The organism is Methylobacter luteus IMV-B-3098 (assembly GCF_000427625.1).
Lineage (GTDB): Bacteria > Pseudomonadota > Gammaproteobacteria > Methylococcales > Methylomonadaceae > Methylobacter > Methylobacter luteus.
The window spans coordinates 1394254-1419900 of the sequence record NZ_KE386569.1 but is presented as its reverse complement, the minus strand read 5'-3'; the positions used below and the strand labels follow the sequence as shown (position 1 = coordinate 1419900).

Here is a 25647-nt window from a genome sequence, read left to right as displayed (position 1 = left end):
GATGAATGACAGGAATAGTGTAACGGCGGAGCCGGTGGTCAACCAGACCGAACCGTTGAAAAATCGTTTGCGGCAGATTCTAAAGAGCGAGAATCTGGAGTCTCATCGTATCTTAATCAGCGCAATAGCCGCTGAACTGGATGTGGATATTTTGGACTGCGCTGCAGCGTTGGTGTATTTAAATCAGCCGGCAGTGAGCAGACTACCGGTTGATTTATGGGAAGAGCAAAAGCCGGCAATAAGAATATTGCCGCAGCTCAATCTGCCGCCTGTCAGGATGGTGCGCTATCGCCTGGACGTGGGTCGAGCCCATCTGGTTACGGTAGAAGAAATCAGGAAGGTCCTGGTGGAAGAATCCGGCGTCGATAAGAAAAATATCAACAGAGTGGATATTCACGGTTTATATACCATTATTGAATTGCCGGCCGGCATGCCGCCGGATATATTTCAGCACCTGAAAGCGGTGGAAATCAATCAGCAGAAATTGAACATAACGCGTGTGAAAGTGCGCAGCGGTAAAAAGCGTGGAAAAAGTAATTTTCGGCGGGGGCGTCAGCGTAATCCTCAGTCAGATAGCCAGAATACGGATGTATCCGGCGCGGGCGGCTAAACGCTGACATAAGGATTATGACGCATTTCCTCGCCAAAGGTGGACATCGGGCCGTGGCCGGGAATAAACGCGACCTGCTCGCCCAGGGGCCACAAATTGTTTTTTATGGAACTGATCAATGTATGAAAATCGCCTTTAGGGAAATCGGTCCTGCCGATTGACCCTTTAAACAGCACGTCCCCCACAATCGCCAGTTGCGATTGACGGTGATAAAAAACCACATGGCCGGGCGTATGCCCCGGACAATGCAATACCTCCAGTATTTCTTCACCGACTGCGACCTTATCACCATGCGCCAGCCAGCGTGTCGGCGTAAATCCGTGACAGACAGGAAAACCAAAGGCCTGGCATTGGGATGCAACTGCCTCAATCCAGAACTGGTCGTCGCGGTGGGGGCCGATAATGGGAACATCAAGCAAAGAGGCCAGTTCGTAGGTGCCGCCGATGTGATCGATATGACCATGCGTCAGCAAAATGGCTTCCAGCGCCGCTTTTTCCTTGTCGATTACTTCCAGAATCAGGTCGATATCGCCACCCGGATCGACGGCAGCCGCCTTGCCGGTTCGCTCGCAGATCAGTAAGGAACAGTTTTGCTGAAAGGCCGTGACGGGAATAATGCGGTATTTCATATGGGCAGACTATAAATTAAAAGATTTTACCATCAACCTGTCGATATGCGGCTTGTTCGATCAAATTCGGCGCCAAGGGTAGGTTAAAGATAAAAAAACTGTTATTGTACTTATTATGACTACTATTCAATACATTGATACCCCTGAAAAGCTGAGCGCGCTGTGCCAGCAGATTTTAAAAGAGCCCTGGCTGGCGCTGGATACCGAGTTTTTAAGAGAAAAAACCTATTTTCCAAGGTTCTGCCTGTTGCAGATTGCCACGCCCGAATGGGTAGCCTGTGTCGATCCCATCGCTCTGCCTGATTTAGACGAACTTTTCGATGCTTTGTACAATCCTTCGATCATTAAAGTTTTCCATTCCAGCCGGCAGGATCTGGAGATTTTCTTTCAATTAAAAGGTTGTATTCCCGAGCCGATTTTCGATACCCAGATAGCCGCACCCCTGCTGGGCTTTCAGGATAATCCCGGTTATGCCATGCTGGTTTCCAGTTTCCTGAATATCAATCTCAGTAAGGCGCATACGCGAACCGACTGGACCGTACGGCCCTTAAGCGAGGAACAGTTGCGCTATGCCGCCGATGACGTGATTTATTTATGTCAGGTCTACATGATCATGTGCGAGAAGCTTCAGGAACTCGGCCGTTTTGACTGGCTGAAAAGTGATTTTGAGTTATTGAAAGATCCCGAACTCTACCTGGTTTCACCGGAAAAAGCCTGGCTGAAAGTCAAGGGTAAAAACAAACTGACAGGCAGACAGCTATCGATCATTCAGACGCTGTGCGAATGGCGCGAACGTACTGCTCAGACTGAAGACAGGCCCAGAAGCTGGCTTATGCGTGATGATCTGCTGCTTGAACTGGCAAAACTTCAACCAGGCACCGTTAGCGCCCTGGCCGAGGTGCGCGGCATTAACGAACGCACCGTCAATCGCTACGGAAAAGTGCTGTGCCAGTTGATCAATGACGCCAAGCAGCGCCCGCCCATTCCTTTGAATGAAAAAGGCAGGCCCGCCAGAAAAACGCAGCAGCAGGAAGCCATACTGGATATTTTAACGGCACTGGTCAGAATACGGGCCGAAGAAAACTCGTTGAACCCGGCCATTCTTGCCACACGCAAAGACCTGGAAGTGCTGCTGTTCAATGATGATGACGATTGTCCTTTATTGCACGGCTGGCGCTTCAGCATGGCCGGCAGGGAGTTGGTCGGATTGCTGAAGGGCGACCTCTTGATCGGAATCGAATCCGATAAGCTCAATATAATCAATAAAACATCTTTAGCTGATGCTGCGCAATAACTAAAAAATTTCCATCACGAAGGCCACGAAATTTTGTAGGGTCGAATTTATTCGACCCAAAATGCTTTCGGGCAAGCTTTTTTAAGCCGTATCTTCCGGCCGACATTCCCAGAACCATTCAAAAGCCTCAATCACTGCCTTTCCGCATAAATTTAAAAATATAGCCGCGTGCAGTAAAATATAGCCCTCCCGGTTTTTATACCATCGTTAGCGCCGGGGGGGGGCGCATTATTTGTCGGATTCAGGCCGGCCCTCATACAAAACAAACAATAACAGGAAAAAATAGTTTATGAACACGACGGGATCGATGTCTTTTTTGTCAAGAGACAGGACGATTGCAAAATCGGGTTTTAATCGTTGGCTGGTTGCCCCTGCGGCTTTGGCTGTGCATTTGTGCATAGGGCAGGTCTATGCGTTCAGTGTATTCAATTTGCCGTTAACCAAAGTGCTGGGCATAACCGAATCCTTGCCCGAGGACTGGAAGTTGACTGAACTGGGCTGGATATTCAGCCTGGCCATCGTATTTCTGGGCTTGTCGGCGGCCTTTGCCGGCAAATGGCTGGAGAAAGTCGGGCCGCGCGTCACGATGTTCTGCGCCGCTTTGTGCTTTAGCGGCGGCTTCTTTATTTCCGCGGCCGGTGTCTGGCTGCATGAGATCTGGATGCTGTATCTGGGGTACGGCGTTCTGGGCGGTATCGGATTGGGGCTGGGTTATGTATCTCCGGTTTCGACATTGATCAAATGGTTTCCCGATCGTCGCGGCATGGCGACCGGACTGGCTATCATGGGATTCGGCGGCGGCGCGATGATAGGCGCGCCTCTGGGTGTGTTTCTGATGAAACATTTCGCATCAGTGACATCGGTCGGCGTTGCAGAAACATTCATGACGATGGGCGGAATTTATCTGGTCATTATGATGATGGGCGCGTTCTCGATCCGGCTGCCGATTGAAGGCTGGATGCCGGAAGGTTATCAACCGTCAACGCGGAAAAGCAAACTGGTCACGAACAACCACGTGCATGTCGATCAGGCGCTGAAAACGCCACAGTTTTATCTGCTGTGGCTGGTATTATGCCTGAACGTGACGGCGGGCATCGGTGTGCTGGGTCAGGCTTCGGCCATGAGCCAGGAGATGTTCAAGGACCAGTTCACGCCAGAAAGAGCCGCGGCTTTCGTTGGACTTCTGAGTCTGTTCAATATGGGCGGGCGCTTTGTCTGGTCCACGTTATCCGATTATCTGGGCAGGAAAACTACCTATTTCATCTTCTTCGTGTTGGGCTGTGCGCTGTACTCCAGCGTGCCTTATACCGGCCAGATGCATAATGTTGCGCTGTTCGTCGCTTGCTATGCGGTCATCATGAGCATGTACGGCGGCGGATTCTCAACCATACCCGCCTATCTGGCTGATATCTTCGGCACCAAATACGTCGGCGCGATTCACGGCAGGCTGCTGACGGCCTGGTCAACGGCCGGCGTCGCGGGGCCCGTGCTGGTCAATTACCTGCGCGAAAGCCAGATTGCGCAGGGTGTTGCCAAGGCCGATGCCTACAATATGACCATGCATATCATGGCCGGGCTGCTGGTAGTGGGATTTTTGTGCAATCTGGCCATCAGAGCCGTCGATGAAAAACATCATATCAAGCACGACGAAGTCAATGATGAATATGACGGCCTGTAATCTATAAACTGGTTGATGAACCACGAAGAACACGAAGAAGAATCAGAGAAGAAAACTTCGCGTCCTTCGTGGTTATGCCTTGATATATTGAATGCGTACGGAAATGCGCTGGCGGCGCTAATTAATCATGAGCCGCCAGCGGATGATGCACGACATCTTCCTGAGATATCACTTCCTCGGGCGACGGTTGGCATTCAACGGCACGCTTGATCGCCAGCATCGTGGCCTCATAGTTCCAGTCCTGGATTTTATCGTCGTCCTTGGCGTCCCAGTGGATGAAAACGCCGACGCAAATAAAGATATCGTTGGCTTGCTCTATCGGTATGACGCCCGCCTTTACGCTGTCGGTGACCGCCTTGGCGACGCCGCGCTGGGCCGGTCCGAACATTTGCGTGGCCTGTTTTGCGTCTTTGATTTCCACCTTATTAAACAAGATGGTATTGGGCTTGGCCATGAGATTAGGGGCCACCAGCGCCAATAAAGCGTTGTCTCCGCGTTTCTGATTGGTCAGCGCGATACAGAACGCCGTTTCCGCGGCGCTGCCGCGCGGCCCCATGACCAGATCAACATGAGCCACTTCATTGCCTTCACCCACAAGAGCTTCACTTACCAGTACTTTGTCTATTTTTGACATTTTCATTTCAGCTTCTCCTGTTAAGTTCATGAATTGAGCTTAAATCACTAAAGACAGATAGTCGGCCGGATTAGTTTCAGGCGGGCAAGCTCATGCCGAAGAACGCAGGCGCTTCGCTGTCGTTTTTCTGACCAGATAGCCAACTATTCTGTCGAAATACTCATGCATGAAGAGCGCCGCCAGGATCAACGCCGTGCCGGTCGCGATCTTCATGGTCAGAGGCTCATGGTTGACCGTATGTCCCAGCATGAGCGCAAGCACCGGCGAAAGCAGCGTAATGAGGGCGACGCGCGTGGCGGCCAGATGGGTCAGCACATAGTAATAAAGCACGAAGCCGATTGTCGTCGCGATGACGCCCAAATAGACGATCGAGGCCAGACTGGCAGGCGGCAAAGACGCCGGCCACTGCCCGTCAGTTAGCCACCAGGTCAGCCAATAGGCCGGCACGGCCAGCAGCAGGCCGCCGGCTACCTGCGATAAGGCCGGCAATTTTGCCTGGATGCGCTGCACCCAGACGGCACTGGCCGATTGCAGGAAGGCTGAAACCAGCACGCCGGCGATGCCCAGCACCGCCTCCGGGCCGAATTGCAAGGCCGAACCGAACATGATCGTCAGACCGCCAATGCCAAAACCGTAAGACAGCAATTTACCCGGCGTCAGGCTGCGCTCTCTCAGCCAGATGGCGGACAGCAGCGCCGTGATCAAGGGCGACAAGCCGAATATCACCGAAATCCAGCCGGAAGGGATGAACTGCGCGGCCCAGTAAACCGCCAGCATGGAGCCATAGATTTGCAGGGCCACGGCCAGATAGGTCAGCCGAGCCTGGCGATGCCAGGCCAGGCGCTGTCGCATGAGCAGCAGCAAAGTTACCACGCAGGCGGCGCCGATACTCATGCGGCCTGCCACGCCGAACAAAAAGCCCGGGCCTTCGCCGCTCCATTTGATAGCCAGCGGCGTAGTGGCCCAAATTAAAATAATGCTGATGTAGGCTAACGGGATGCGCATCAGATTCCAGCGGAAACGGTTAACAGGTTGCAGGTCATTGTATTCAAGGAAGAAAAGGGTAGTGTTAGAGGTTTAAATAAACTGTCTTTAATCAGGAACTTGATGGATTTTTGAGTTTCCAATAGCCATAAATTTATCTAGTCCATAATCAGCACAAACGGGTGATTAAGATGGCGACACGCAACACGAGAATAACCGAGTCCAGTTATGAAGCCGCCCGCGAATATTTGCAAAGGCAACTGGAGACGCATTCCTGGTGGCCTACGGAACAGCCGGGAGTGGCTCGGCAAGAGTTTAAGTTGATGCAGGGCGATGCGCGTGCGCTTAACGTCTGGTGCAAGAAATGGCTGGATTCCGGACAGATGCGGCGACTGGCCAAGGCCATGCAAAACCATGATTGAACACCCGGCCGCGTGCATCCTGCTATCAAGCCGTTTTTTTGCGCGCAACGATCACGCCGTCCCGTGTCGGGTTGATAAAGCTGTCGAAATCGGGATCATTAAAGATTAACAGATTGTGTTCCAGTATTGCCTCGGTCCAGCCGGGCACAATATCGACAAAATTTTCCATGGCCACGCGGCCATGCCACAGCACATTATCGGCGATATACAGGCCGCCGGGGCGGACGCGGTCCCGGGCGATTCTCCATACCTCAGGGTAATCGCCCTTATCGACGTCATTGTAACAGATATCGAACAGCCCTTCGGTTTGCGCGAAGATATCCTGCGCAAGTCCGGTATGGAAATCAATCCTGTCCCATAAACCGGCGGCGCTGAGATAGCCCTGCGCTTTCAGCCGGTTGACGGCATCGCCGTCGCTGCAAATCACCTTGCCTTCAGGGCCTACCGCGCGCGCGAACCAGTAGGCCGAATAGCCGTAACCGCTGCCGAACTCGAATACGCGCCGGGCATCGATGCTTTTCGCCAGCGTTTCCAGAAAAATCCCCACCAGACGGTCGACGATAGGGAAGTTATATTGCTTCGCATAGTCCTCCATCTCGGCCAATACCGGGTGATCGGTAAGACCGGTCAGGCTCCGCATGTAGTCTTCGATAGCCGGATTAACCGGAACGATAACGGAAGGATTGGGCATCGTGGGAGATTGCATGTTGGCCATTATCTGTGCCTCGCTGTGAAATGATTAAGTTTAATTGTATTTTATTTCCGATGCTGCGCGATAAATTTGCTTATGAAAGCTTTAATCTGACACTGTAAGACTTAGGCTCGTTTAACAAATTGCAAAAAATCAGGCCATTCTCGCCGCGATCAGAACTTAAGGAATCGCTTCAGAGTCACAGACTATAATGGGCGCGAGGATAGCTTTATGATAAATAAAGAAGTTTCCGATAGATTGCGGGAAATTGCCAAATTGCTTGAAGAGCAGGGCGCCAATCCGTTTCGTTCAACCGCCTACTTGCGGGCCGCGATCACTATTGACGAACTTGACCGGCCGGTTTCCGAGATCGTCGAAAAAGAGGGCATTGAGGGGTTGGACGATCTGCCCAGCATCGGCGTGGGCATTGCCCGTTCGATTTGTGAATATGTGACCACAGGTCGTATGAGCCGGCTGGACAGCCTGAAAACCGGCCATGATCCCATCGAGCTGTTTGAACAGATTCCGGGCATAGGACCGACCCTGGCGCATCGGCTGATAGAAAAACTGCATGTCGACACGCTGGAAGAACTGGAAATGGCCGCGCATGACGGACGGCTATCGACCGTGCCGGGCTTTAGCAGGAATAAAGCCGAAATGGTTCAGGCCTGGCTGGATCGCATCCTGGGCTATCGCCGTCCGCGTAAAAGACAACAAGCGCCTGCCGTCGAGGTGCCGGTCGAGTTATTGCTGGCAATCGATTTTCTTTATCTGACGAAGGCCGACGAGGAAGAGCTGCCGAAAATCGCGCCCAAGCGCTTCAATCCATCGGGCGAAGCCTGGCTGCCTATCATGCACAAAACGCGGGATGGCTGGCATTTCACGGCCTTGTACTCGAATACTCCGCGCGCCCATCAGCTCAACCGGATCAAGGACTGGGTCGTCATTTACTTTTATGACGACCAGCATCATGAAGGGCAGTACACGGTCGTGACCGAAACCAAAGGCCCGCTGCAAGGCAAGCGCGTCGTTCGCGGCCGGGAACGCGAATGCCGCGAATATTATGTCCAGAGGTCGTCCGCTTTGAATGCGGACTGATTACTGAACCCGTAATTTCGCACTGATGCATAACATCAGTGCGAAATTACGTAGGGTCGAATTCACTTGTGCCCTGTAGGGTATTCGACCCGAAACAATCCGAGATCAGGCAGTGCGAATGAATTCGCACCTACGCGCACGCACCACTATTCAGACGATGAGGTGCTGCGAGTGGCATGAAGAATCTGTCGCCAGCACGGTTGGCATGAAAAAACAGTCCACGCGTAACATCAGTTCTTCACTTTCCTTTAATGCTTAGCGCAGCGGCAATCACGGCTTGCCCCAATGCCAGGCCGCCGTCGTTCAGCGGATAGCGTTGCGGCGACAGGACGGTTTTGCCAGCCTGCCGTAATTGCTGAGATACCGATTCCAGCAGCAGCCGGTTCTGAAACACACCGCCGCTGAGCACAATACAGTCGGCGCCGGCTTGGCGGCTGAGCCGGAGCAGTAATTCAACGGTCGCAGCGACCAGGCTATGATGGATGCGGGCGGCGATGCGGACTTTATCCGTGCCGCGCTTAAGATCGGTCAGCACGGCCTGCCATAAGCCTTGCCAGCGTAACACCGACAGGCCGACGCTGTTGTCGATAGCCCAGGCTTGCGGGTAGGGCTGTTCATCGGCAAACAGCGGCGTTGCCAGCCTTTCCAGCGCAATCGCGGCCTGGCCTTCGTAATGGACCTGTTCGCCGTGCAGATCCAGCGCGGCGGCAAAGGCATCGAACCAGCGGCCGCAGGAGCTGCCGGGCAGCGAGTTGATGTTTCTGGCAATCATCGTCGCCAATGTATCCAGTGGTTTGCCTGCCAGCAACCTCATGATGTTCAGCTCGGCGAATTCCTGTTGCAGCGCTGGCCAATCGAAGTAATGCAGCAGTTGCGCAAAAGTGTTGCGCCAGGGTTCGCGCATGGCCTGAGTACCTCCTGGTAGGGCGATGGGCTGAAAATGGCCGAGCCGGGTGTAATTTCGGTAATCGGCCAGCAAGAATTCGCCGCCCCACAACGTATCGTCATCGCCCAGTCCTAAACCATCGAAGATCGCTCCCAGCACCGGGTGCGTTTCCAAGGGTACGCCATGCTCGGCCAGACAGGCGGCCAAGTGGGCGTGATGATGCTGCACGGCGACTAACTGAGCTTGCTCGGCCGCCGCCAATGCTTGTCCGTATTGCGTGGACAGATAACCCGGATGCAGATCGACGGCGATGCGTTTGGGATTAAAACCGAATAACTGCCGGTACAGCGCGACGGCATTGCGGTAATCGTGCTGCACGGCGGCATTTTCCAGATCGCCGATGTGCTGGGAAACGATCGTCTGACCGTTCTTCAGCAGACAGAAACTGTTTTTCAATTCCGCGCCCATCGCCAGGATGTTATCAGCTGATTCGAAACCTGCCGGCAAGAGCAATGCCTCTGGGGTGTAACCGCGCGCGCGCCTCAGCAGCCGGATTTTTCCATCCATCAGTCGTACCACCGAATCGTCTAGCCGGTTGACAATGGTCCGGTCGTGCAGCAGCCAGTAATCGGCGATGCCGGCCAGTTTTTCCCGTGCTTCGTCGTTTTCGGTGCATTGCGGTTCGTCGCTGATATTGCCGGAGGTCAGCACGATGGGCGCATCCAGCTCCCGCATTAATAAACTATGCAAAGGCGTGTAGGGCAGCATGAAGCCCAGCTTATCGTCATCCGGCGCGACGCCGGGCGCCAGCGCCATGCCATGCGCGGCCAGCAGTACAATCGGCGCGGCTTTATCATGCAGAGCCCGCGTTTCCTGTTCGTTCAGCCGGGCATGGCGAGCTATCATTTCCGCATCGCGGGCCATTAATGCAAACGGTTTGGCGTAGCGTTGCTTCCGTTGCCGCAGTCGGGCAACCGCGTCCGGATCGACGGCATTGCAGGCCAGATGGAAGCCGCCCAGTCCCTTGACCGCGATGATGAAACCCTGGCGTATCAATTCAGCCGTGTGTGTTATGGGATCGTTACAATTCAGCGTAGATCGGCCGCCATCTTCCAGCCACAGCCTGGGGCCGCAGTCGGGACAGCAATTGGCCTGGGCGTGGAAGCGGCGGTCGGCCGGATCGTCGTATTCCTGCTGGCATCGCGGGCACATCGCAAATTCCGCCATGCTGGTATGGCAACGGTCGTAGGGCATACGCCGCACAATGGACAGCCGCGGCCCGCAGTGCGTGCAATTGGTGAACGGATAGCGGTAGCGGCGATTGGCGGGGTCGGCAATTTCGGCCAGGCATTCTGGGCAGGTGGTCGCATCGGCGGCGATCGGAGTTTGAACGCTGTGGTCTTCGCGGCTGGCAACGATATGGAACTCGTCATCCGGCATTGCGTTTAAATACTGTACCTCCAGGCTGTCGAGCCGAGCCAGCGGCGGCAGTTGCAGCGGTATTTGCCGGATGAAGGCCTCCATGTCTTCATCGCTGCCGAAGGCGTGGATCATCACGCCTTCAGCGTCGTTCCATACCGAGCCGGTCAGCCGGTGTTGCCGGGCCAGATGCCAGATCATCGGCCTGAAGCCTACGCCCTGCACTACGCCGCGAACGCGAATCGCCTTGCCGGACATCAGCAGATGCGTGGCAACTGTTCGCCGACCGGCCAGTCGACAATGCGCCGCCCGCCGAAAGCCGTGGTCATCTGCACGAAACCGTGCTCGTCGTCGATGACTTCGCCGATGATGGCTGCGTCGCGGCCCAGGGGATGTTGCTGCATCACCGCCAGCAGGCGCTTGGCGGCAACGGCAGAGCAAATGCACACCAGTTTGCCTTCGTTGGCGACATACAGCGGGTCCAGGCCGAGAATTTCGCAGGCGGCTTTGACTTCGGCTTTTATGGGAATTCGCGTCTCGTCGATGGCCATGCCGACCCCGGATTGTTGGGCCAGTTCATTCAACGCCGTCGCCAAACCGCCGCGGGTCGGGTCGCGCAGGCAATGAATAGCGTCCGGCGCGGCGGCGACCATCTCGGCAACCAGGCCGTTCAGCGCGGCGGAGTCGGAGACGATGCTGGTGTCGAATTGCAGGTTTTCCCGTCCGGCCATGATGGCGACGCCGTGATCGCCGATCGAACCGCTGACCAGGATCGCGCAGCCCGGCCGTGCGCGGTCGCCGGAAATAGTAACGCCCTTCGGCACGATGCCGACACCGGTCGTGGTAATGAACACGCCGTCGCCCTTGCCGCGTTCCACGACCTTGGTATCGCCTGTAACGATAGGCGTGCCGGCCTGGCGGGCGGCCGCCGCCATGCTGACGACGATTTTTTCCAGGTCGGCCAGCGGCAGGCCTTCTTCCAGGATGAAACCGGCCGCCAGATACAACGGCCGCGCGCCGGACATTGCCACATCATTGACGGTGCCGTGCACCGCCAGCGAGCCGATGTCGCCGCCCGGGAAAAACAGAGGTGATATGACATGGCCGTCGGTGCTGATCACCAGCCGTCCTGCGGGGATGGCAAACAGCGCCTGATCATTGCGCTGCCGCAGCAGATCGTTATCGAAATGCTTGATGAACAGCTCGTCGATCAGCTGGGCCATCGCCCGCCCGCCGCCGCCGTGGCTCAGGTCGACTTTGCCGGTTGTCAGGTTTAAAGGGGATGTGTAGGGCTTGGGCACTGAATAGATTCTCGTATTAAAAAAATGGCGCTCTTGCAACGGTTTAAAACTATCCCAAAGTTTGAAGAAAGATTAAATGTAGGGTACGAGACTGTGAAAGAATCCAACCGTTCCGTCCAGGCCGCAAAGTATAATACGCCATTATCCCTTTGATAAAAAAGAAACGATGATACGCCGCTACAAAACCGGCCAATGCCGCCACCGGATGATGCTCCTGCCGCCGAGCCTTGACGAATACGTGTCCGAAGGCAACCCGGTCCGGGCCATCGACGCCTACGTCGAGACGTTGGACTTGCAGACCCTCGGCTTTCAAAACACCGGTCCCGGGGGGCAGGTGGGGCAACCGCCCTTCCCGCCGGGCGCACTGCTGAAGCTGTACCTTTACGGCTACCTCAACCGCCTCCATTCCAGCCGGCGTCTGGAATGCGAGACAGTACGCAACCTGGAAGTGATGTGGCTAATCGAGGGTTTGCACCCGTGCTACAAAACCATCGCCAACTTCCGCAAGGACAACGGCGCAGCGCTGAAGGCGAGCAACAAGGACTTCATGCTGCTGTGCAAGCAACTCGGTCTGTACGGCGGTGAACAGGTCGGCGTCGACGGCAGCTTTTTCAAGGGCGACACCGCTACGGCCCACAGTTACACGGCCAAAAAGCTGGATGACCAATTGGCCGCACTGGAGAAGAAAATCAAGGACTACCAGCGTGCGCTGGCCGAACAGGACGCGGCGGATGACCGGGCGGGACTTGGGAGTCTGGTGGAAGACGGGGCGCTCGGCGAGAAGATCGCCCGGCTTAAGGCGAAGCAAGCTGAAAAACAGGCCTTGCGGGAGCGCCTGGAGCAATCGGCGGACCGCCAAATTTCGACGGTCGACCCGGATGCCCGCCTGTTGAGCAAACACGGCAAAGTCACCGCCGGTTACAACGTGCAGATCGCCGTGGACGCCAAACACAAGCTGATAGTCGCTAGCGAGGTCACCCAGGACGGCAACGACACGGGACAACTCGTGCCGATGCTGGAAAAAGCGCAAGCAGTGCTGCACTCCGAATACCTGACGGGTCTGGCCGACGTAGGCTATTTCAGCGGCGAACAGGCCCGGCAGGCGGAAGAAAAGGACTTTGAAATCTATGTGCCGGTCCCGAATAAGGGAAAAGCCGCGGCCAAGGCCGGGCGCTTCGCCCGCGATCAATTCCACTACGAGGCGGAAGTGGACCGCTACCGCTGCCCGCAAGGCGACGTGTTAGCCCCTTGCGGCGGCTTGCAGGAACGGGAGGGCAAGCGCATCCAGGCATACAAAAGCCAGGTGTCCGCTTGCAAGGCGTGCCCGCTGCGCAGCCAATGCCTGAGCCCCAAAAGCCGCTATAAAAAGATCGAACGCTGGGAACACGAAGGCGTGGTCGAACGGCACCTGCAGCGTATGAAAAACGCGGGAACGGCAATGAAGACCCGCAGCCAACTGGTCGAACACCCGTTCGGCCCCCTCAAGCATCGTGCCGGGATACACCACTTTTGGGTGCGCGGCCTGGAAAAATGCCGGGGCGAATTCGGCCTGATGGTTTTGTGCTACAACCTCACGCGGGTGTTAAACATGCTTGGCGTCGATCAGTTCAGGGATTATTGCGCCCAACGGACGGAGAACGGGGCCAATAACGCCGCTTTGGCCTAGAAAATGAGCGGAAAGGGACTTCTGGTTGGAAAAAATGGCCCGGTCAGACGGAAAATTCCCGCAAATCCCCAAAAATTGGCGGTCGGAAAACGGTGAATCGCTTGGGTGGGGAAATACTTTCACAGTCTCGTACCCTACTGGGCTTCATGAATTCATCCAGTGTAGGTCGGGTTAGCGCAGCGTAACCCGACATTTGCCGCTTGATATGTCGGGTTACGCTGCGCTAACCCGACCTACGACTCAACCGCCCATACGACCAATATGCCGCACAAGCCCCCTCCGACGACACCATACACGACCCCATCGGATTTTCCGGCGTGCAGACCGTGCCCAGCAACTTGCAATCCTGCGGTTTTTTCGCGCCGCGCAGGATGGCCGGGCATTCGCAGCCTTTGACATCGGATGCCTGGATCGCGGGCATATCAAAACGTTGCTCGGCGTCGAAATCAGCATAATCGGCTTTCAGTTTTAGCGCGCTGTCGGCGATCAAACCCAGACCGCGCCATTCGAATTGTGGCCGCAACTCGAATATTTCCCGCATCAGCGCTTGCGCTTTCAGGTTGCCCTGGCGGGTGACGGCGCGGCTGTATTCGTTTTCGACCTCGTGCCGGCCTTCGTTGAGCTGGCGGATCAGCATCAGCGCCGACTGCATCACGTCCAGGGGTTCAAAACCAGCGATGACGATGGGTTTGGCATGGTGCTCGGCAAATGGCTCATAGGCCTGGCTGCCGATGACCGTGCTGACGTGGGAAGGTCCGAGAAACGCATCGATCGACTGCATGGATGCAGGAGGTAGAGCAATGCCGGGAGCAATTGCCGACGCGACCGGTTGCGGTGCGTCCAGTATCGCCTGCATCGCGGCAGGCGTCAGCACATGGTTGCAGAACACCGAAAAATTGGTCAGACGTTCGGCCTGCGCCTGCTTAATGGCGACGGCGGTCGGCGGTGTGGTGGTTTCGAAGCCGATCGCGAAAAACACCACGGGCCGTGCCGGGTTTTCGCGGGCAATTTTCAGGACATCCTGCGTGGAATAAACCATGCGGATGTCGCAGCCGCCGGCCTTGGCTTTCAGCAGGCTGTTGCGCCCGGTGGCCGGCACCCGCATCAGGTCGGCATAGGTGCAGAGAATCACGTCATGCCGTTCGGCCAGCTGGATCGCGTTGTCGATGCGTCCTGTCGGCAATACGCAGACCGGGCAGCCGGGGCCGTGGATAAATTCGACATTGGCCGGCATCAGGTCCTGCACCCCGTAGCGGAAAATGGCATGGGTGTGGCCGCCGCAAAATTCCATCAGCCGGTAGTGCCGGTTGGGATCGACAGTTTGCGCGATGGCCTGGGCCAATTGCCGGGCGAGGTCTTGCTGGCGGAACTCGCTGATGTATTTCATGGGTTGGATGTCAATCCGGCTTCGGCGAACAAGGCCAAGGTTTTCAGGGCTTCGTCCTCGTCGATTTTATTCAGCGCATAACCGACATGCACCAGCACGTAGTCGCCGACCGCGACATCATCGACGAGGGCCAGCGATACTTCGACCTTGATGTTATCGACCGAGGCGGTCGCCATCCCCGTATCGGGATCGATGGCGATGATTTGGGCAGGCAGGGCTAGGCACATGAATTTCGGTTTCCTCAAATGTAGGGTACGCATTTATGCCCTATAGGGTATTGCGTACCATTTTCAAATCGCTCGATCAAAATCCAGAAGGTACGCGGTGCGTACCCTACGGTAGCGAGCATTAAGCATATCCAATACGCTGCAATTCCAATTCGGCCTTGAGCCAGCGCAGCCAGTTGTTCATACCTTCGCCGGTTTTGGCCGACAACGGCAATACCTTGATGCGCGGATTGACCTGCTTCGCGTACCGGATGCATTGCTCGCTGTCGAAATCCAGATACGGCAGCAGGTCGGTCTTGTTCAAAATCATCAGGTCGGCGGCATGGAACATGTCGGGGTATTTGATCGGCTTGTCCTCGCCTTCGGTGACCGACAGGATCACCACTTTGTGCGCCTCGCCCAGATCGAATGACGAAGGGCAGACCAGATTGCCGACGTTCTCGATGAATAACAGGCTATGGTTGTCCGGCTCCAGGCTTTTCAGCGCATGCCCGATGCGGTGCGCGTCGAGATGGCAGCCTTTGCCGGTATTGATTTGCACAGCTTGCACGCCGGTGGCGCGGATACGCTCGGCGTCGCGGGCGGTTTGCTGATCGCCTTCGATCACTGTGATGGCGATGCCGTCTTTCAGCCGGGCGATGGTTTCGGTCAACAGCGTGGTCTTGCCGGAACCGGGACTGGAAACCAGATTCAAGGCCAGCATGCCGCGTTCGCCGAAATAGCTGCGATTTTTAGCGGCATAACGATTATTCTTGGCCAGAATATCCTGTTCGATCTGCACCATGCGCACCCGGCTTAGACCCGGTGCGTGAGCATGCGCCGCGTCGTGTTCGTGGTCATGGTCGTGATGATGGTGATCATGGGAATGGTCATGATCGTGCGAGTGGGAATGGCCCTCGCCGCAGCCGCATACGCCGCACATTATTCTACCTCCAGTTCTTTGATTCGCATTTGATCGCCGCCGTTGACCTGCAATTGATGGCTGCCGCAGCGCGGGCATTGATCGTATAACTGCTGCACGGCCACATTGCGCCCGCACGGCAAGCACCAGGCCTGGCCCGGCACTTCGATGATTTCAAGGCGGGCATGATCGGCCAGCGAGCCTTGTATGACAACATCGAAACTGAAACGCAACGCCTCGATCTCGACGCCGGACAACGCACCGATTTCCAGCCAGACCGTTTTGACTTTGCGGTATTGCTGGGCTTCCGCCTGTTGCTCCAGTATTTGTAAAACGCTTTCGCACAGCGACAGCTCATGCATGGCTGTCCCTGCCATGCACCCTTCGGGCCAGTGCAAACTTGTTCCAAACAGATTTGTCATGCATGGGCTTCTGCCTCGCTACCACTGTCCGTCAGCTTTAAATTGTATTGTACGCATGGGTCCACTGCGTTGATTAATAGTTCCGCCTGCCGCCGCAGCGCGTTCGGATCTTCGGTCTTTAATTGTTTCAAGCCTTGGGCGATAACGCCTTCGGAGTGGAAATTCCATTCGGTAGGCGCGACGATCCGGTAATCATACACTCGCCCTTGTCGCAATTCCAGGCGATGAATCAACAGGCCGCGCGCGGCCTGAACCTGGGCCAAACCGATGCCATCAGCATTCGGGGCGATCGCAGGCTTAGCTTTTCGTCCGGTCAATCGACTTAACCGCAGCGGTATCGCGGCTACTTCCAGCAAGCAGGCCAGGAAGCGCACCATCAGGCCGTTGCCGTAACGGCTTCGCAATTCGGCGATCAGGGGATGCGACCATTGCCGGTTCAGCGGCGTCGTTTCAACGCAGCGATCTTGCCAATGCGGCGCCCGGCAGAACACCGTCAAATCGTACTGTTGCATCTGCCGGTTCAATGTTTCGTTATCCAGTTCGGGCAGACAAGCTATGTCGTTTCGGCCGACCGCCGGCCAATCCTGTACATACAAGTCGTTCAGCAAATGAGCCGGTAACGCAGCGTTTTGCCACAGCCAGTCGCGCAACTGCGCTTCGCCGGTTATCGCCCGAAAACCGTCAAGCCGACCGTTGAAAATAGAGGTGTCGATCAGTGCTTCCAATTCGGCTGCCAATCGCATTAGCGGCATGGCATCGATGTCGAGACGGCTGTCGAGCTTGTATGCCTCGCCATCTCGAAACAGATGCCGCTTGAACTGCGCATCGAATTTCAACAGCGACGCTACGGCTTTTTTATCCGGTTCCAGGCCGACCAGTCCCGGCCAGTCCAGTAAAATCCGCCAGGCGTGCTCGCGCAAGGTTTCCAGTTGCACCAGCATCTCGCGAGCCGCATCCGGTTCGGGTTCGGCGTCCATGCCCACTGCGGCGCGGCAGGCCTGCAGCGCCGCGTAGCATTGCGCATTGCCGCACAATGTGAACAGCAGCGGTACGCTGGCAAGGACTTGTTCCGGGGTTTTGCCAAGCAATACCCGTGTCGCTTCGGGGCGAGCGGAGACGATGCGCACCTCACTGGCTTGGCCGGCACGGTGATGCAGCTCGATATGGATAGTGCCGGCCGGTGTCATTCACGGCTTCCGAAAGAGCCGCGCAGCAAATTCCGGCGGCTGACAACGCGCGCTGCCGGGGCGGTTAGCAAACCTTGCAAGGCGGATTGCGCCGCGCCCAGAGCGGCTGACTGATTGTCGAACTGAAACATAGGCGAGAACAGCGAACACAGCGCATAAGTCCCTAATTGCGCTTCGTGGGCCAGCGTAAATTCGAATATACCGTACGGAAAAAGCTGCTCGAATTTGCTGCCGGGCGGCTGTTCGCGCCAGTGACTATCCGGTCCCGAAAGCAACAGCAGGTTCATGAACCAGGGCGTAATCAATACGCCCAGCCAGTCTTCGTTAAACGGATCGAAACCGACGGCCTGCACTGAAAGCGCGGGGTTAATCACCGGCACACCGCGCAGGCGTGTTTCCAGAATGTCGTTAAATACGGTTTCCAGCGCGAGCCTGATCTGCTCGCCATTCTGCCACTGCATACTCAATCGTCCAGCACCAGAAAATCCCGTTTGGGGGCGCCGCACTGCGGGCAGCTCCAGTGCTCGGGTAACTGCGAAAAAGCCGTGCCGGGCGGTATTTGCCAGACCTCGTCGCCATCTGCCGGATCATAGACATGCCAGCAGATTTTGCACTCCAGCCGGGTCTCCGGCGGCAATCTTGAGGCGTCGCCACCATAGGCGCCGGCGAAAAAGGCGTCGTTCATAGATAAACCTTCAGTATTTCCTGCAAACGCTCGCGGCTGTCTTCTATGTCTTCCGGCGAGGCGCAGGCCACGCTGGGCACGTCGCTGACTTCCAGGGTGTTGAGAATCAAGGTGTCCTGCGAATTGAAATACTGCACCCACCAGACGAAACGGGTGCCGGTCGCAGTGATTCGGCAGTTGCCGTAGCCTCGTGACAGTATCGTCACCGAGCCCTTGCCCAGCCGTTGTTCCAGAAACGCCAGATCCTGCTCGGTTTGCGGCAACAGGCTCAAGTTGATGACATGCGCTTCGCCGCCCGGCCGGTAGCCGGCGATTTTCGCGTTGAGCTCGGCCAGCAGCGGCGGCGCGTTCATTACGCCTTCCGGCAGAGCCGTCCAATGCGTGTCGATTTGGCCGGCTGCGCCAGCAAAGGCCGACTGCGCGATTAGTCGCGGAATAATGCCGACTTCCAGCACATCGGCGACGACCTGTTGCCGGGCATCGAGTTGCTGCAAACGCCAGACGCCTGCCAGCACCGACTCCTGAATGCGGCTATCTTGCCCGCCGGAACAAATCATGCTGACTTCGCCTTCACCGAGCAGCTCGTTGATGAATTGCCGGTTGTGTTGATCCAGCGCTGTCAGGTCGTTGGGCCCGGAAGCGGAGGGAAACGCAGCCAGATTCTGCTGTAATTGCCGCAATACATTTTTTGCCTGCGCCAAATCCGCCGCGTTTAACTCCGCAGAAACCTGCGGCATGCTGTAGGTCGCCATTTCCTGCGGCATTTGCAGGTAGTCCAGCTCGACGCCGTCTTCTTCAGGCGGTTGACTGCCTTGGCCGAAAATAGGGAGGGAGATTGAGGTCATAGTTTTTCAGGGTTATTAATTTCGCTGGCTGGTTATTAATGTAGGGTACGCACCGTGTACCTTTGTTTAGATTTTGAATGCCTGGAACGTTTGGGAAAGGTACGCGGTGCGTACCCTACTACGGATTCCAAAATTCATCGTGCCCCACAGACTTTGTCCAAATCGAAGCCGGGCGGTTCGCCGGGTGTGGCGGCCAGAATCCGCAAGGTCTCCTGCCTGTACTCCAGCCAATCCTTGATGCCGGTGATGGCGCCTAAATACTCGCCATTGCGCAAAAACACCAGCGACGGCCATCCGGTAAAGCGAAAGCGCGCCTGCAATTCGCGTTCGATAGGTTGGGCGATAATCGCCGCTTGCAGCCGCCCGCTAAACGCTTTGACCAATTCCGGCAGGATCACCGCGACATCGAGGCTTTCCGGAAACTGGACGGGATCGTTGCAGAAAAACAGCACGACGTTTTCGGCGCCGTAAACGAAATGATCGTAACTGTCCGCATCCAGCAAGGGATAGCCGTGCCGGGTCTGCAATTGTTCAATCAGAGGCGATGTCATGGTTTTAAAAACTCCGGTAATTGGGGTTCCCTGTCGACCAGGTCGGCAAATAAATGATCTATTTGGCTGTCGCCCTGCATCGCCAGATGCAGGGCTTCCAGCGCATCGGCGATTTGCCGGGCTCTTTGTTCGCTGAGCACTTCCCGGGCGGTATCGAGAAAAACCAGCAGCCAGGTGCCGACCGGCTGCGGGCCGACCAACATCATGTCGATCAGGCCTTCCTGGTCGCGGTAGACACAGAGCGCCGATTCTCCGCGCTGCTCGATGATCTGCATGGGGATGCCGATGCACATCAGTATTTGCCCCGGTAATCGACATCGACCTGCAATGTGTTTTCGTCCGCAGGTTGCGGCGAGCGCACCTCAAACGCGTCGGATTGCAGGATGCGCTCATCGCCGATCCGGCAGGCCTGGTCAGCCTTTGGCCGTTCCTGTTCGTAGCGTTGCATGTTCAGCACCGGGTCGGCCAGATCGCCATCCGTGTCGGTTGTTTCGGCGGCAATGCCGAAAGCCTTCAGAAAACCAAGCGCCATGTCGATCGCCGGTTGAATCTGCGCCTTGACCGATGGCCGCAGGCTGCCGCCGTAGTCGTCCAGCTCTTCCGGCTGCACGCCGATCAGCAGCAAGTGTTGAGGATAACTGCCCAGCATTTGCGCCATCGCCAGCACTTCCTGGAAGCCGGTTTGATGCAGGCTCATCTTTTTGGCGCCGAGAAAATGCGGCACGTCGTCATTTTCGATCCGTTTCAGAGTGCCAGGCTTCAAACCGTAATCGATTGCATCGAATACGATCAATACATCGGCGGCCTGCACATGTTCGACCAGATAAACGCCCTGGGTGCCGCCGTCCATGACTTTGACCCGATCGGGAAAACGGTAGTTTTTTTGCAGGCGCTCGATCACGCGAACGCCGAAGCCTTCGTCCGCCCACAGCACGTTGCCTATGCCCAGCAGTAAAATGTTCATGGTCAATGGATGTCGTCCAGCGGTTTGTCGTCCTTGAAGGTGCGCCAGCCGGTCGCTATCGTCGACAAAATGCTCTGGCGGGAGAGTTTATCCTCGCGCACGGCGACATAAACGTGGATCAGCACAAAGCACACGATCAGCCACATGACCAGATGATGCCAGCTGTGCAGGCTCTGGCTACCGCCGAAAACCGGCAGCACCCAACTGCTGAACAGCGCGTATTGCCAGCTGCCTCGCCCCGTGCCTTCGCCGTACAGCGCAAAGCCGGTGACTATCATGAACAGCGTGCCCCAAACGAAGGCGAAATGCATGGCCAGCAACGCCAATGGGTTATGGCCGGTGTATTTGCGCGGTTCCTTGACGAGGAGGGCATACCACAGAATTTCATGGCCGACGCCTTGCCAGAAATTCCGGTTCAACAACGGCGGCAGGAAGATTTGCCGGGCATGCTCGTTGCCAGCATAGGCCCAGTACAGTCGAAACAGCAGACCTATCGCCAACAGGTAGCCGGCGGCGAAATGCACGAACCTGACATAGCCCATCAGGAAGTGATCAGACGCTTCACCGCCCATCGACGCGAGCGGATCGGCGATCAAATAGCCGGTGATGGTCAAGGCGACGATACCTAAGGCGTTCAGGCCGTGCCATAGCCGTACCGGTTTTTCATAGACGTAAACGGCTTGAGTGGAAGATGCAGGCTGATTCATGGCGGCTTCCTTATGCGAACAACAGCCAGGCGCCGGTCAGGCCGGTCAGGGTGCCATAGATGCGGATCAAGCCGGCCGCATTGGCGCGCCGGATGAGCAAGCCCAGTATCAAGCCGGAAAAATGCAGTAACGCAGTGCCTGAGACGATTCCGGCAACATAAGCATATCCCGATGCGGCAGCCGGCATTTCGCTGCCGTGCGCCAGCCCGTGCATAGCGGCAAAGATGGCGATTGACAGCAAGATAATCGCCTTGGGCAGTTTATTCGTGCCATAACCGAGCGCGATGCCGAACGACAACAGTGAGACCAGAATGGCGGTTTCGACATAGGCAAGATCAAGCCCGGCTAAGCCGAGCAGGGCGCCTGCCGGCATGAATAACAAAAACAGTGCTATCGCCTGTTGAGCGAGCAAGCGGCTTTGGCTGCTCGCCCATAACCCCAGCCCCAGCATTACCAGAAAATGGTCAAGGCCCAAAAACGGATGCTGGAAGCCATGGCTGAAACCATCGGTTGGCAACAAGCCGGTATGCGCCGATACGGCATGCGAAAACGCGACTAAGCCGGCTAACGATAAGCATTGCAATTTAATTTTGTTCAAACTGTTCATACATTCTCCTCAGCGAACTTTGACTTGGGTTAATTCGGTGCCTTCCGGGCTGATGATATGCGTGGAGCAAGCCAGGCAAGGATCGAAACTGTGCAGGGTGCGCAGGATTTCCACCGGTTCCTCGGGGCGCTCGACCTTGGTGTTCATCAAAGCCGCCTCGAAAGCACCGATATTGCCTTGCTCGTCGCGCGGCGAACCGTTCCAGGTGGTCGGCACCACGCATTGATAATTGGCGATTTTGGTGTTCTCGATTTTCAGCCAATGGCCCAATGCGCCGCGCGGCGCTTCGGTAAAGCCGACGCCTTTGACGCTGCTTGGCCAGGTTTCCGGGTCCCAGCGCTCGACATTGGCCGTGGCCAGATCGCCGGCCTTGATGTTGGCGATCATCTTGTCCATGAAATAGCGCATCTTGCCGGCCGCCCATTGTGCCTCCAGGCCGCGGGCCGCGGTTCTGCCCAGGGTCGAGAACAGGGCTGTGGCCGGCACGTCCAGTGTTTTCAGGACGAAATTGATCTGCTCGGTGATTTCCTTGTTGCCTTGCGCATAGCCGATCACATAGCGCGCCAGGGGGCCGACTTCCATCGCATGGCCGCGCCAGCGCGGGGCCTTGATCCAGGAGTATTTGGCGGATTCGTCCAGTTCCTCGATGTGGGTGCGGTTGCCCTTGGTTTTCGGCCCTATGCGGTAATTGGGCTCGGTGACGCCGTCCCAGGGATGCAGGCCCAGTGATTCGTCCGGATATTTGTACCAGGAATGCGGCACGAATTCCTTGATTTGCTCGGGATCGGTCAGATCCACTTCATGGACTTTGCTCAAGTCGCCATTGATGATCGCACCGCGCGGCATCAGCAGGTTGGCCGCCGAGTAGTCATTGGCGTTATCGGGGATGTCGCCATAGGACAGCAGGCTTTGCCCGGAAATGCCGCCGCCGTATAGCCAGCCTTTGTAGAACTGGGCGATGGCCAGTAAATCGGGGATGTAGACCTGATCGATAAAATCGATGGTGCGGTCGATAATCGACGAGACCAGATTCAGCCGCTCCATGTTGATCGCGCCGTTGGCGCCGATGCCGTCGATGTTGATCGCGCACGGCACGCCGCCGACCAGCCAGTTCGGATGCGGGTCCTTGCCGCCGAAGATGGTGCGGATTTTCATGATGTCTTTTTGAAAATCCAGCGCTTCCAGGTAATGCGTGACCGCCATCAGATCGGCTTCCGGCGGCAACAGATAGGCTGGGTTGGTCCAATAGCCGTTTTTGAACGGACCCAGCTGGCCGGATTCGACAAATTTCAGCAGGCGGTTCTGCGTGTCGCGGAAATAGCCGGGCGAGGACTTGGGGTTGTGCGGCGAAATCGATTGTTGCAGCGCCGAAGTGGCGGCGGGATCGGCTTTTAAAGCATTGACCGGATTGACCCAGTCCAGGGCATGAAGATGATAAAAATGCACCAGATGGTCCTGCACCTGCAGGCTGAGCTGCATCAGGTTGCGGATCGAATTGGCGTTTTCAGGAATCTTGATCTTCAGGGCATCTTCCACCGCGCGCACCGAGGTCAGGGCATGGGTGCCGGTGCAGACACCGCAGATGCGCTGCACGAAAGCCCAGGCATCGCGCGGGTCGCGGCCTTTCAGTATCACTTCCAGGCCACGCCACATGGTGCCGCTGGAGACGGCATTGCGGATGATGTTGTCGTCGTCGATATTGACTTCGCAGCGCATGTGGCCTTCGATGCGCGTAACCGGATCGACCACGACGCGGCGGCCGGCGTCGTTCAGATGGAAGCCGTTGGGGGTGTTTCTGACTGTCATTGTTGTTCTGCTCCTGATTGTTTAGCCCGTTTCAGCGCTGTAAGGCCCGCATGCGCGGCGATGCCGGCGCCGACCACGGCCGCCGCAGTGCCGCCGACGGCATCGGCGTTGGCTTCGATGCCGAATTGATTGATGTCGGTGAGGCGCTCGTAGAAGCTGCCTTTGTCCCAGAAACCGTCTTCGGAACAGCCGATGCAGCCGTGGCCGGCCTGAATCGGAAATGACGTGCCTTCGTTCCAGCGCACCGTCGAGCAGGCGTTATAGGTGGTGGGCCCCTTGCAGCCCATTTTGTACAGGCAATGGCCCTGGCGGGCGGCTTCGTCGTCCCAGTGCTCGACGAACTGGCCGGCGTCGAAATGCGGCCGTCTGTAGCATTTATCGTGAATGCGCTGGCTGTAGAACATCTGCGGGCGGCCTTGTTTGTCCAGCGTCGGCAGTTTGTCGAAGGTGAGCAAATACGCCACAACGGCGGTCATGACTTCGGCAATCGGCGGGCAGCCGGGGACTTTGATGATCGGTTTGTTGGCCAGGCCCGGCACTTTATGCACTGGCGTAGCCCGGGTCGGATTGGGTTTGGCGGCCTGTACGCAACCCCAGGATGCGCAGGAGCCCCAGGAGATGATGGCCTTGCAGCTTTCCGCCGCGTATTTGAGCTGTTCGACGAAGGGCTTGCCGCCGATGATGCAGTACATGCCATCCTCAGCCAGCGGCGGATTGCCTTCCACGGCCAGGATGTAATTGCCTTTGTATTTTTCCACGATCTCGTCGACGATGGCTTCGGCGTTATGCCCGGCGGCCGCCATGATGGTGTCGTCGTAATCCAGTGACAGCATAGACAGGATCACGTCCTTGGCCAGGGGATGGCCGGAACGGATAAAGGATTCCGAACAACAGGTACATTCCAGGCCATGCAGCCACAGCACCGGAATGCGCGGCTTGGTCTCCATCGCATGCGCGATTTTGGGAGCGAAAGCGGGAGAAAGCCCTAACGAGGCAGCGGTCAGGCTGCAGAACTTGAGAAAACTGCGGCGCGTGATGCCCTGCCTGCGCATGACATCGTAAAAGGTTTCATTCATTCAGGAACTCCTGGCATTGTTATCCGGCTACGTGAAGAATGCACGGTCGATAGATGCGCTTGAACATTTTTCAGTGCCTGTTTGTCAACGCAGTGACTGACACTATATCTCCCGTCGACACTGCTCCGTAAGACCATAGCAACATCCATACCGGATTGACGCCGGCCAAAAAACCTTTGTAACAGTGCGGGAAATGATGTCGGTAAGTGAAGAAAAAAATCAAACGAAATGTCGGTTACGCGACAAATGCAACAAAAAAATCGGATGGATGCAGGAAAGGTGACATAAACCGATGAGTACGTCCAAGCCCGGATTTCATGTCATCCGGATTGGCTGATCTATTGTCGGTTGGATAACGCAAAGTCTACGAAGCCGCAGGTCGGGTTCGCGATGCGTAACCCGACTTTGGTGCTTTTGGTTTACTTAGCCAAAGCTGCCAAACGAGTCTCCAGTTCAGAGGCGACCAGGGTGTTGTAATGGCGCCGCAAGACGGAGTCGGTTGGGCGGGGCCCAAAGGAAGACTCGATTTCACTTATCAGACGAGTCAGAAGATGATTTGATTCCTCGAGGATTCTCAGCTCAGAATCGGCCGTCGATTCCACTTGATTGGCGACCGTGGATTGTTGGGCGGATTTCGAAAAAAACACCATGCTGTAACCCAATGGAAAAAAAGCGCATGCCGCCATGACAAACATGACGAGAACAAGCAGAATGACTTCGAACATATCAATACCTCGCTACTGTTGAAAAAGGCCCAAGTACGCACATCAGAGGGATGTTGATAACCCGGCAATTCTCTATGTAGCAATTTAAATGCCATGCTGTTTTTTATCGTTAATGTACTGATTTTTATTATGAATTTATGGCTGTGATGTGCAAGGCCTGGTGGTTTTTTGAACAATTTGTCAGCAATCCATCAACACGGCAACTGGAACCGGGCTACGGCGCCCGAAAAACTCAATCGCAGGCC

28 protein-coding genes are annotated in these 25647 nt (G+C 56.2%); 6 read left to right on the top strand and 22 right to left on the bottom strand.

Features of this window, described 5'->3' with window-relative positions:
* Position 1: 1 nt before the first annotated feature.
* Complete coding sequence (locus METLU_RS0108450) at positions 2-610, top strand: DbpA RNA binding domain-containing protein (protein WP_081679051.1); 609 nt, start codon at positions 2-4, stop codon at positions 608-610.
* Here the strand turns inward: METLU_RS0108450 and METLU_RS0108445 are convergent.
* A complete protein-coding gene (locus tag METLU_RS0108445) occupies positions 607-1239 on the bottom strand; it encodes an MBL fold metallo-hydrolase (RefSeq protein ID WP_027157838.1) in 633 nt (210 codons plus the stop codon). The genes METLU_RS0108450 and METLU_RS0108445 overlap by 4 nt on opposite strands.
* Positions 1240-1354: 115 nt before the next feature.
* Here METLU_RS0108445 and rnd point away from each other — a divergent pair, with 115 nt between their 5' ends.
* Together rnd and METLU_RS0108435 are read left to right on the top strand one after the other, a co-directional pair.
* Positions 1355-2533, top strand: coding sequence for a ribonuclease D (rnd, locus tag METLU_RS0108440; protein WP_027157837.1), 1179 nt, complete (start codon positions 1355-1357; stop codon positions 2531-2533).
* Between the two features lie 289 nt (positions 2534-2822).
* Positions 2823-4211: an L-lactate MFS transporter gene (locus METLU_RS0108435; protein WP_027157836.1), complete on the top strand. Its 1389-nt coding sequence runs from the start codon at positions 2823-2825 to the stop codon at positions 4209-4211.
* Between the two features lie 121 nt (positions 4212-4332).
* Here METLU_RS0108435 and fae read toward each other — a convergent pair whose 3' ends face one another.
* Together fae and METLU_RS0108425 are read right to left on the bottom strand one after the other, a co-directional pair.
* A complete protein-coding gene (gene fae, locus METLU_RS0108430) occupies positions 4333-4845 on the bottom strand; it encodes a formaldehyde-activating enzyme (protein ID WP_036243623.1) in 513 nt (170 codons plus the stop codon).
* A 90-nt stretch (positions 4846-4935) separates the two neighbouring features.
* Positions 4936-5850, bottom strand: coding sequence for a DMT family transporter (locus tag METLU_RS0108425; protein ID WP_027157834.1), 915 nt, complete (start codon positions 5848-5850; stop codon positions 4936-4938).
* Positions 5851-6020: 170 nt separating this feature from the next.
* Between METLU_RS0108425 and METLU_RS0108420 the strand changes: the two genes are divergently transcribed.
* The gene (locus METLU_RS0108420) at positions 6021-6251 is read left to right on the top strand and encodes a hypothetical protein (RefSeq protein ID WP_231383575.1); all 231 of its coding nucleotides are present in this window, start codon (positions 6021-6023) and stop codon (positions 6249-6251) included.
* 25 nt (positions 6252-6276) lie between these two features.
* On the opposite strand, the gene METLU_RS0108415 is transcribed toward METLU_RS0108420, so the two are convergent.
* Complete coding sequence (locus METLU_RS0108415) at positions 6277-6966, bottom strand: O-methyltransferase (protein ID WP_027157832.1); 690 nt, start codon at positions 6964-6966, stop codon at positions 6277-6279.
* A gap of 207 nt (positions 6967-7173) precedes the next feature.
* Between METLU_RS0108415 and METLU_RS0108410 the strand changes: the two genes are divergently transcribed.
* Positions 7174-8040: a helix-hairpin-helix domain-containing protein gene (locus METLU_RS0108410; protein WP_027157831.1), complete on the top strand. Its 867-nt coding sequence runs from the start codon at positions 7174-7176 to the stop codon at positions 8038-8040.
* Between the two features lie 238 nt (positions 8041-8278).
* Here the strand turns inward: METLU_RS0108410 and hypF are convergent, their stop codons facing one another.
* Both hypF and hypE read right to left on the bottom strand, forming a co-directional pair.
* Positions 8279-10603: a carbamoyltransferase HypF gene (gene hypF / locus METLU_RS0108405; protein WP_027157830.1), complete on the bottom strand. Its 2325-nt coding sequence runs from the start codon at positions 10601-10603 to the stop codon at positions 8279-8281.
* Complete coding sequence (gene hypE, locus METLU_RS0108400) at positions 10603-11646, bottom strand: hydrogenase expression/formation protein HypE (protein ID WP_027157829.1); 1044 nt, start codon at positions 11644-11646, stop codon at positions 10603-10605. Before hypE ends, hypF begins: the two co-directional genes overlap by 1 nt.
* A 166-nt stretch (positions 11647-11812) precedes the next feature.
* On the opposite strand from hypE, the gene METLU_RS0108395 reads away from it, so the two are divergent.
* Positions 11813-13312, top strand: coding sequence for an IS1182 family transposase (locus METLU_RS0108395; RefSeq protein WP_036242953.1), 1500 nt, complete (start codon positions 11813-11815; stop codon positions 13310-13312).
* 223 nt (positions 13313-13535) lie between these two features.
* On the opposite strand, the gene hypD is transcribed toward METLU_RS0108395, so the two are convergent.
* From hypD to METLU_RS0108315, 16 genes are all read right to left on the bottom strand, one after another.
* A complete protein-coding gene (hypD, locus tag METLU_RS0108390; RefSeq protein ID WP_027157827.1) occupies positions 13536-14699 on the bottom strand; it encodes a hydrogenase formation protein HypD in 1164 nt (387 codons plus the stop codon).
* Entirely contained in the window at positions 14696-14926 is a 231-nt protein-coding gene (locus METLU_RS0108385; protein WP_027157826.1) for a HypC/HybG/HupF family hydrogenase formation chaperone, read from the bottom strand. The genes hypD and METLU_RS0108385 overlap by 4 nt, the downstream gene beginning before the upstream one ends.
* A 121-nt stretch (positions 14927-15047) precedes the next feature.
* Complete coding sequence (hypB, locus tag METLU_RS24850) at positions 15048-15848, bottom strand: hydrogenase nickel incorporation protein HypB (RefSeq protein ID WP_036242951.1); 801 nt, start codon at positions 15846-15848, stop codon at positions 15048-15050.
* Positions 15848-16249: a hydrogenase maturation nickel metallochaperone HypA gene (gene hypA, locus METLU_RS0108375; RefSeq protein ID WP_456237700.1), complete on the bottom strand. Its 402-nt coding sequence runs from the start codon at positions 16247-16249 to the stop codon at positions 15848-15850. The genes hypB and hypA overlap by 1 nt, the downstream gene beginning before the upstream one ends.
* Positions 16246-17436, bottom strand: a complete 1191-nt coding sequence (locus METLU_RS0108370) for a Ni,Fe-hydrogenase I large subunit (protein ID WP_027157825.1) — start codon at positions 17434-17436, stop codon at positions 16246-16248. Before METLU_RS0108370 ends, hypA begins: the two co-directional genes overlap by 4 nt.
* A complete protein-coding gene (gene hybE / locus METLU_RS0108365) occupies positions 17433-17897 on the bottom strand; it encodes a [NiFe]-hydrogenase assembly chaperone HybE (protein WP_027157824.1) in 465 nt (154 codons plus the stop codon). Before hybE ends, METLU_RS0108370 begins: the two co-directional genes overlap by 4 nt.
* Before the next feature lie 2 nt (positions 17898-17899).
* Entirely contained in the window at positions 17900-18121 is a 222-nt protein-coding gene (locus tag METLU_RS0108360; protein ID WP_027157823.1) for a rubredoxin, read from the bottom strand.
* The gene (locus METLU_RS0108355; protein ID WP_027157822.1) at positions 18118-18966 is read right to left on the bottom strand and encodes a hydrogenase expression/formation protein; all 849 of its coding nucleotides are present in this window, start codon (positions 18964-18966) and stop codon (positions 18118-18120) included. Before METLU_RS0108355 ends, METLU_RS0108360 begins: the two co-directional genes overlap by 4 nt.
* A gap of 134 nt (positions 18967-19100) precedes the next feature.
* Positions 19101-19517 (bottom strand): thioredoxin domain-containing protein, encoded by a 417-nt coding sequence (locus METLU_RS0108350; RefSeq protein ID WP_027157821.1) that lies wholly within the window; start codon positions 19515-19517, stop codon positions 19101-19103.
* A complete protein-coding gene (locus METLU_RS0108345; RefSeq protein ID WP_027157820.1) occupies positions 19514-19810 on the bottom strand; it encodes a HypC/HybG/HupF family hydrogenase formation chaperone in 297 nt (98 codons plus the stop codon). The genes METLU_RS0108350 and METLU_RS0108345 overlap by 4 nt, the downstream gene beginning before the upstream one ends.
* Positions 19810-20481, bottom strand: a complete 672-nt coding sequence (locus tag METLU_RS0108340; RefSeq protein WP_027157819.1) for a HyaD/HybD family hydrogenase maturation endopeptidase — start codon at positions 20479-20481, stop codon at positions 19810-19812. Before METLU_RS0108340 ends, METLU_RS0108345 begins: the two co-directional genes overlap by 1 nt.
* Before the next feature lie 2 nt (positions 20482-20483).
* The gene (gene cybH, locus METLU_RS0108335) at positions 20484-21188 is read right to left on the bottom strand and encodes a Ni/Fe-hydrogenase, b-type cytochrome subunit (protein ID WP_027157818.1); all 705 of its coding nucleotides are present in this window, start codon (positions 21186-21188) and stop codon (positions 20484-20486) included.
* Positions 21189-21198: 10 nt separating this feature from the next.
* Entirely contained in the window at positions 21199-21795 is a 597-nt protein-coding gene (locus METLU_RS24845; RefSeq protein WP_036242948.1) for a HupE/UreJ family protein, read from the bottom strand.
* A 9-nt stretch (positions 21796-21804) separates the two neighbouring features.
* Positions 21805-23601 (bottom strand): nickel-dependent hydrogenase large subunit, encoded by a 1797-nt coding sequence (locus tag METLU_RS0108325; RefSeq protein ID WP_027157817.1) that lies wholly within the window; start codon positions 23599-23601, stop codon positions 21805-21807.
* On the bottom strand, positions 23598-24677 hold the full coding sequence (locus tag METLU_RS0108320) for a hydrogenase small subunit (protein WP_027157816.1): 1080 nt from the start codon (positions 24675-24677) through the stop codon (positions 23598-23600). The genes METLU_RS0108325 and METLU_RS0108320 overlap by 4 nt, the downstream gene beginning before the upstream one ends.
* A gap of 419 nt (positions 24678-25096) precedes the next feature.
* The gene (locus tag METLU_RS0108315) at positions 25097-25402 is read right to left on the bottom strand and encodes a hypothetical protein (protein ID WP_027157815.1); all 306 of its coding nucleotides are present in this window, start codon (positions 25400-25402) and stop codon (positions 25097-25099) included.
* Between the last annotated feature and the right edge of the window lie 245 nt (positions 25403-25647).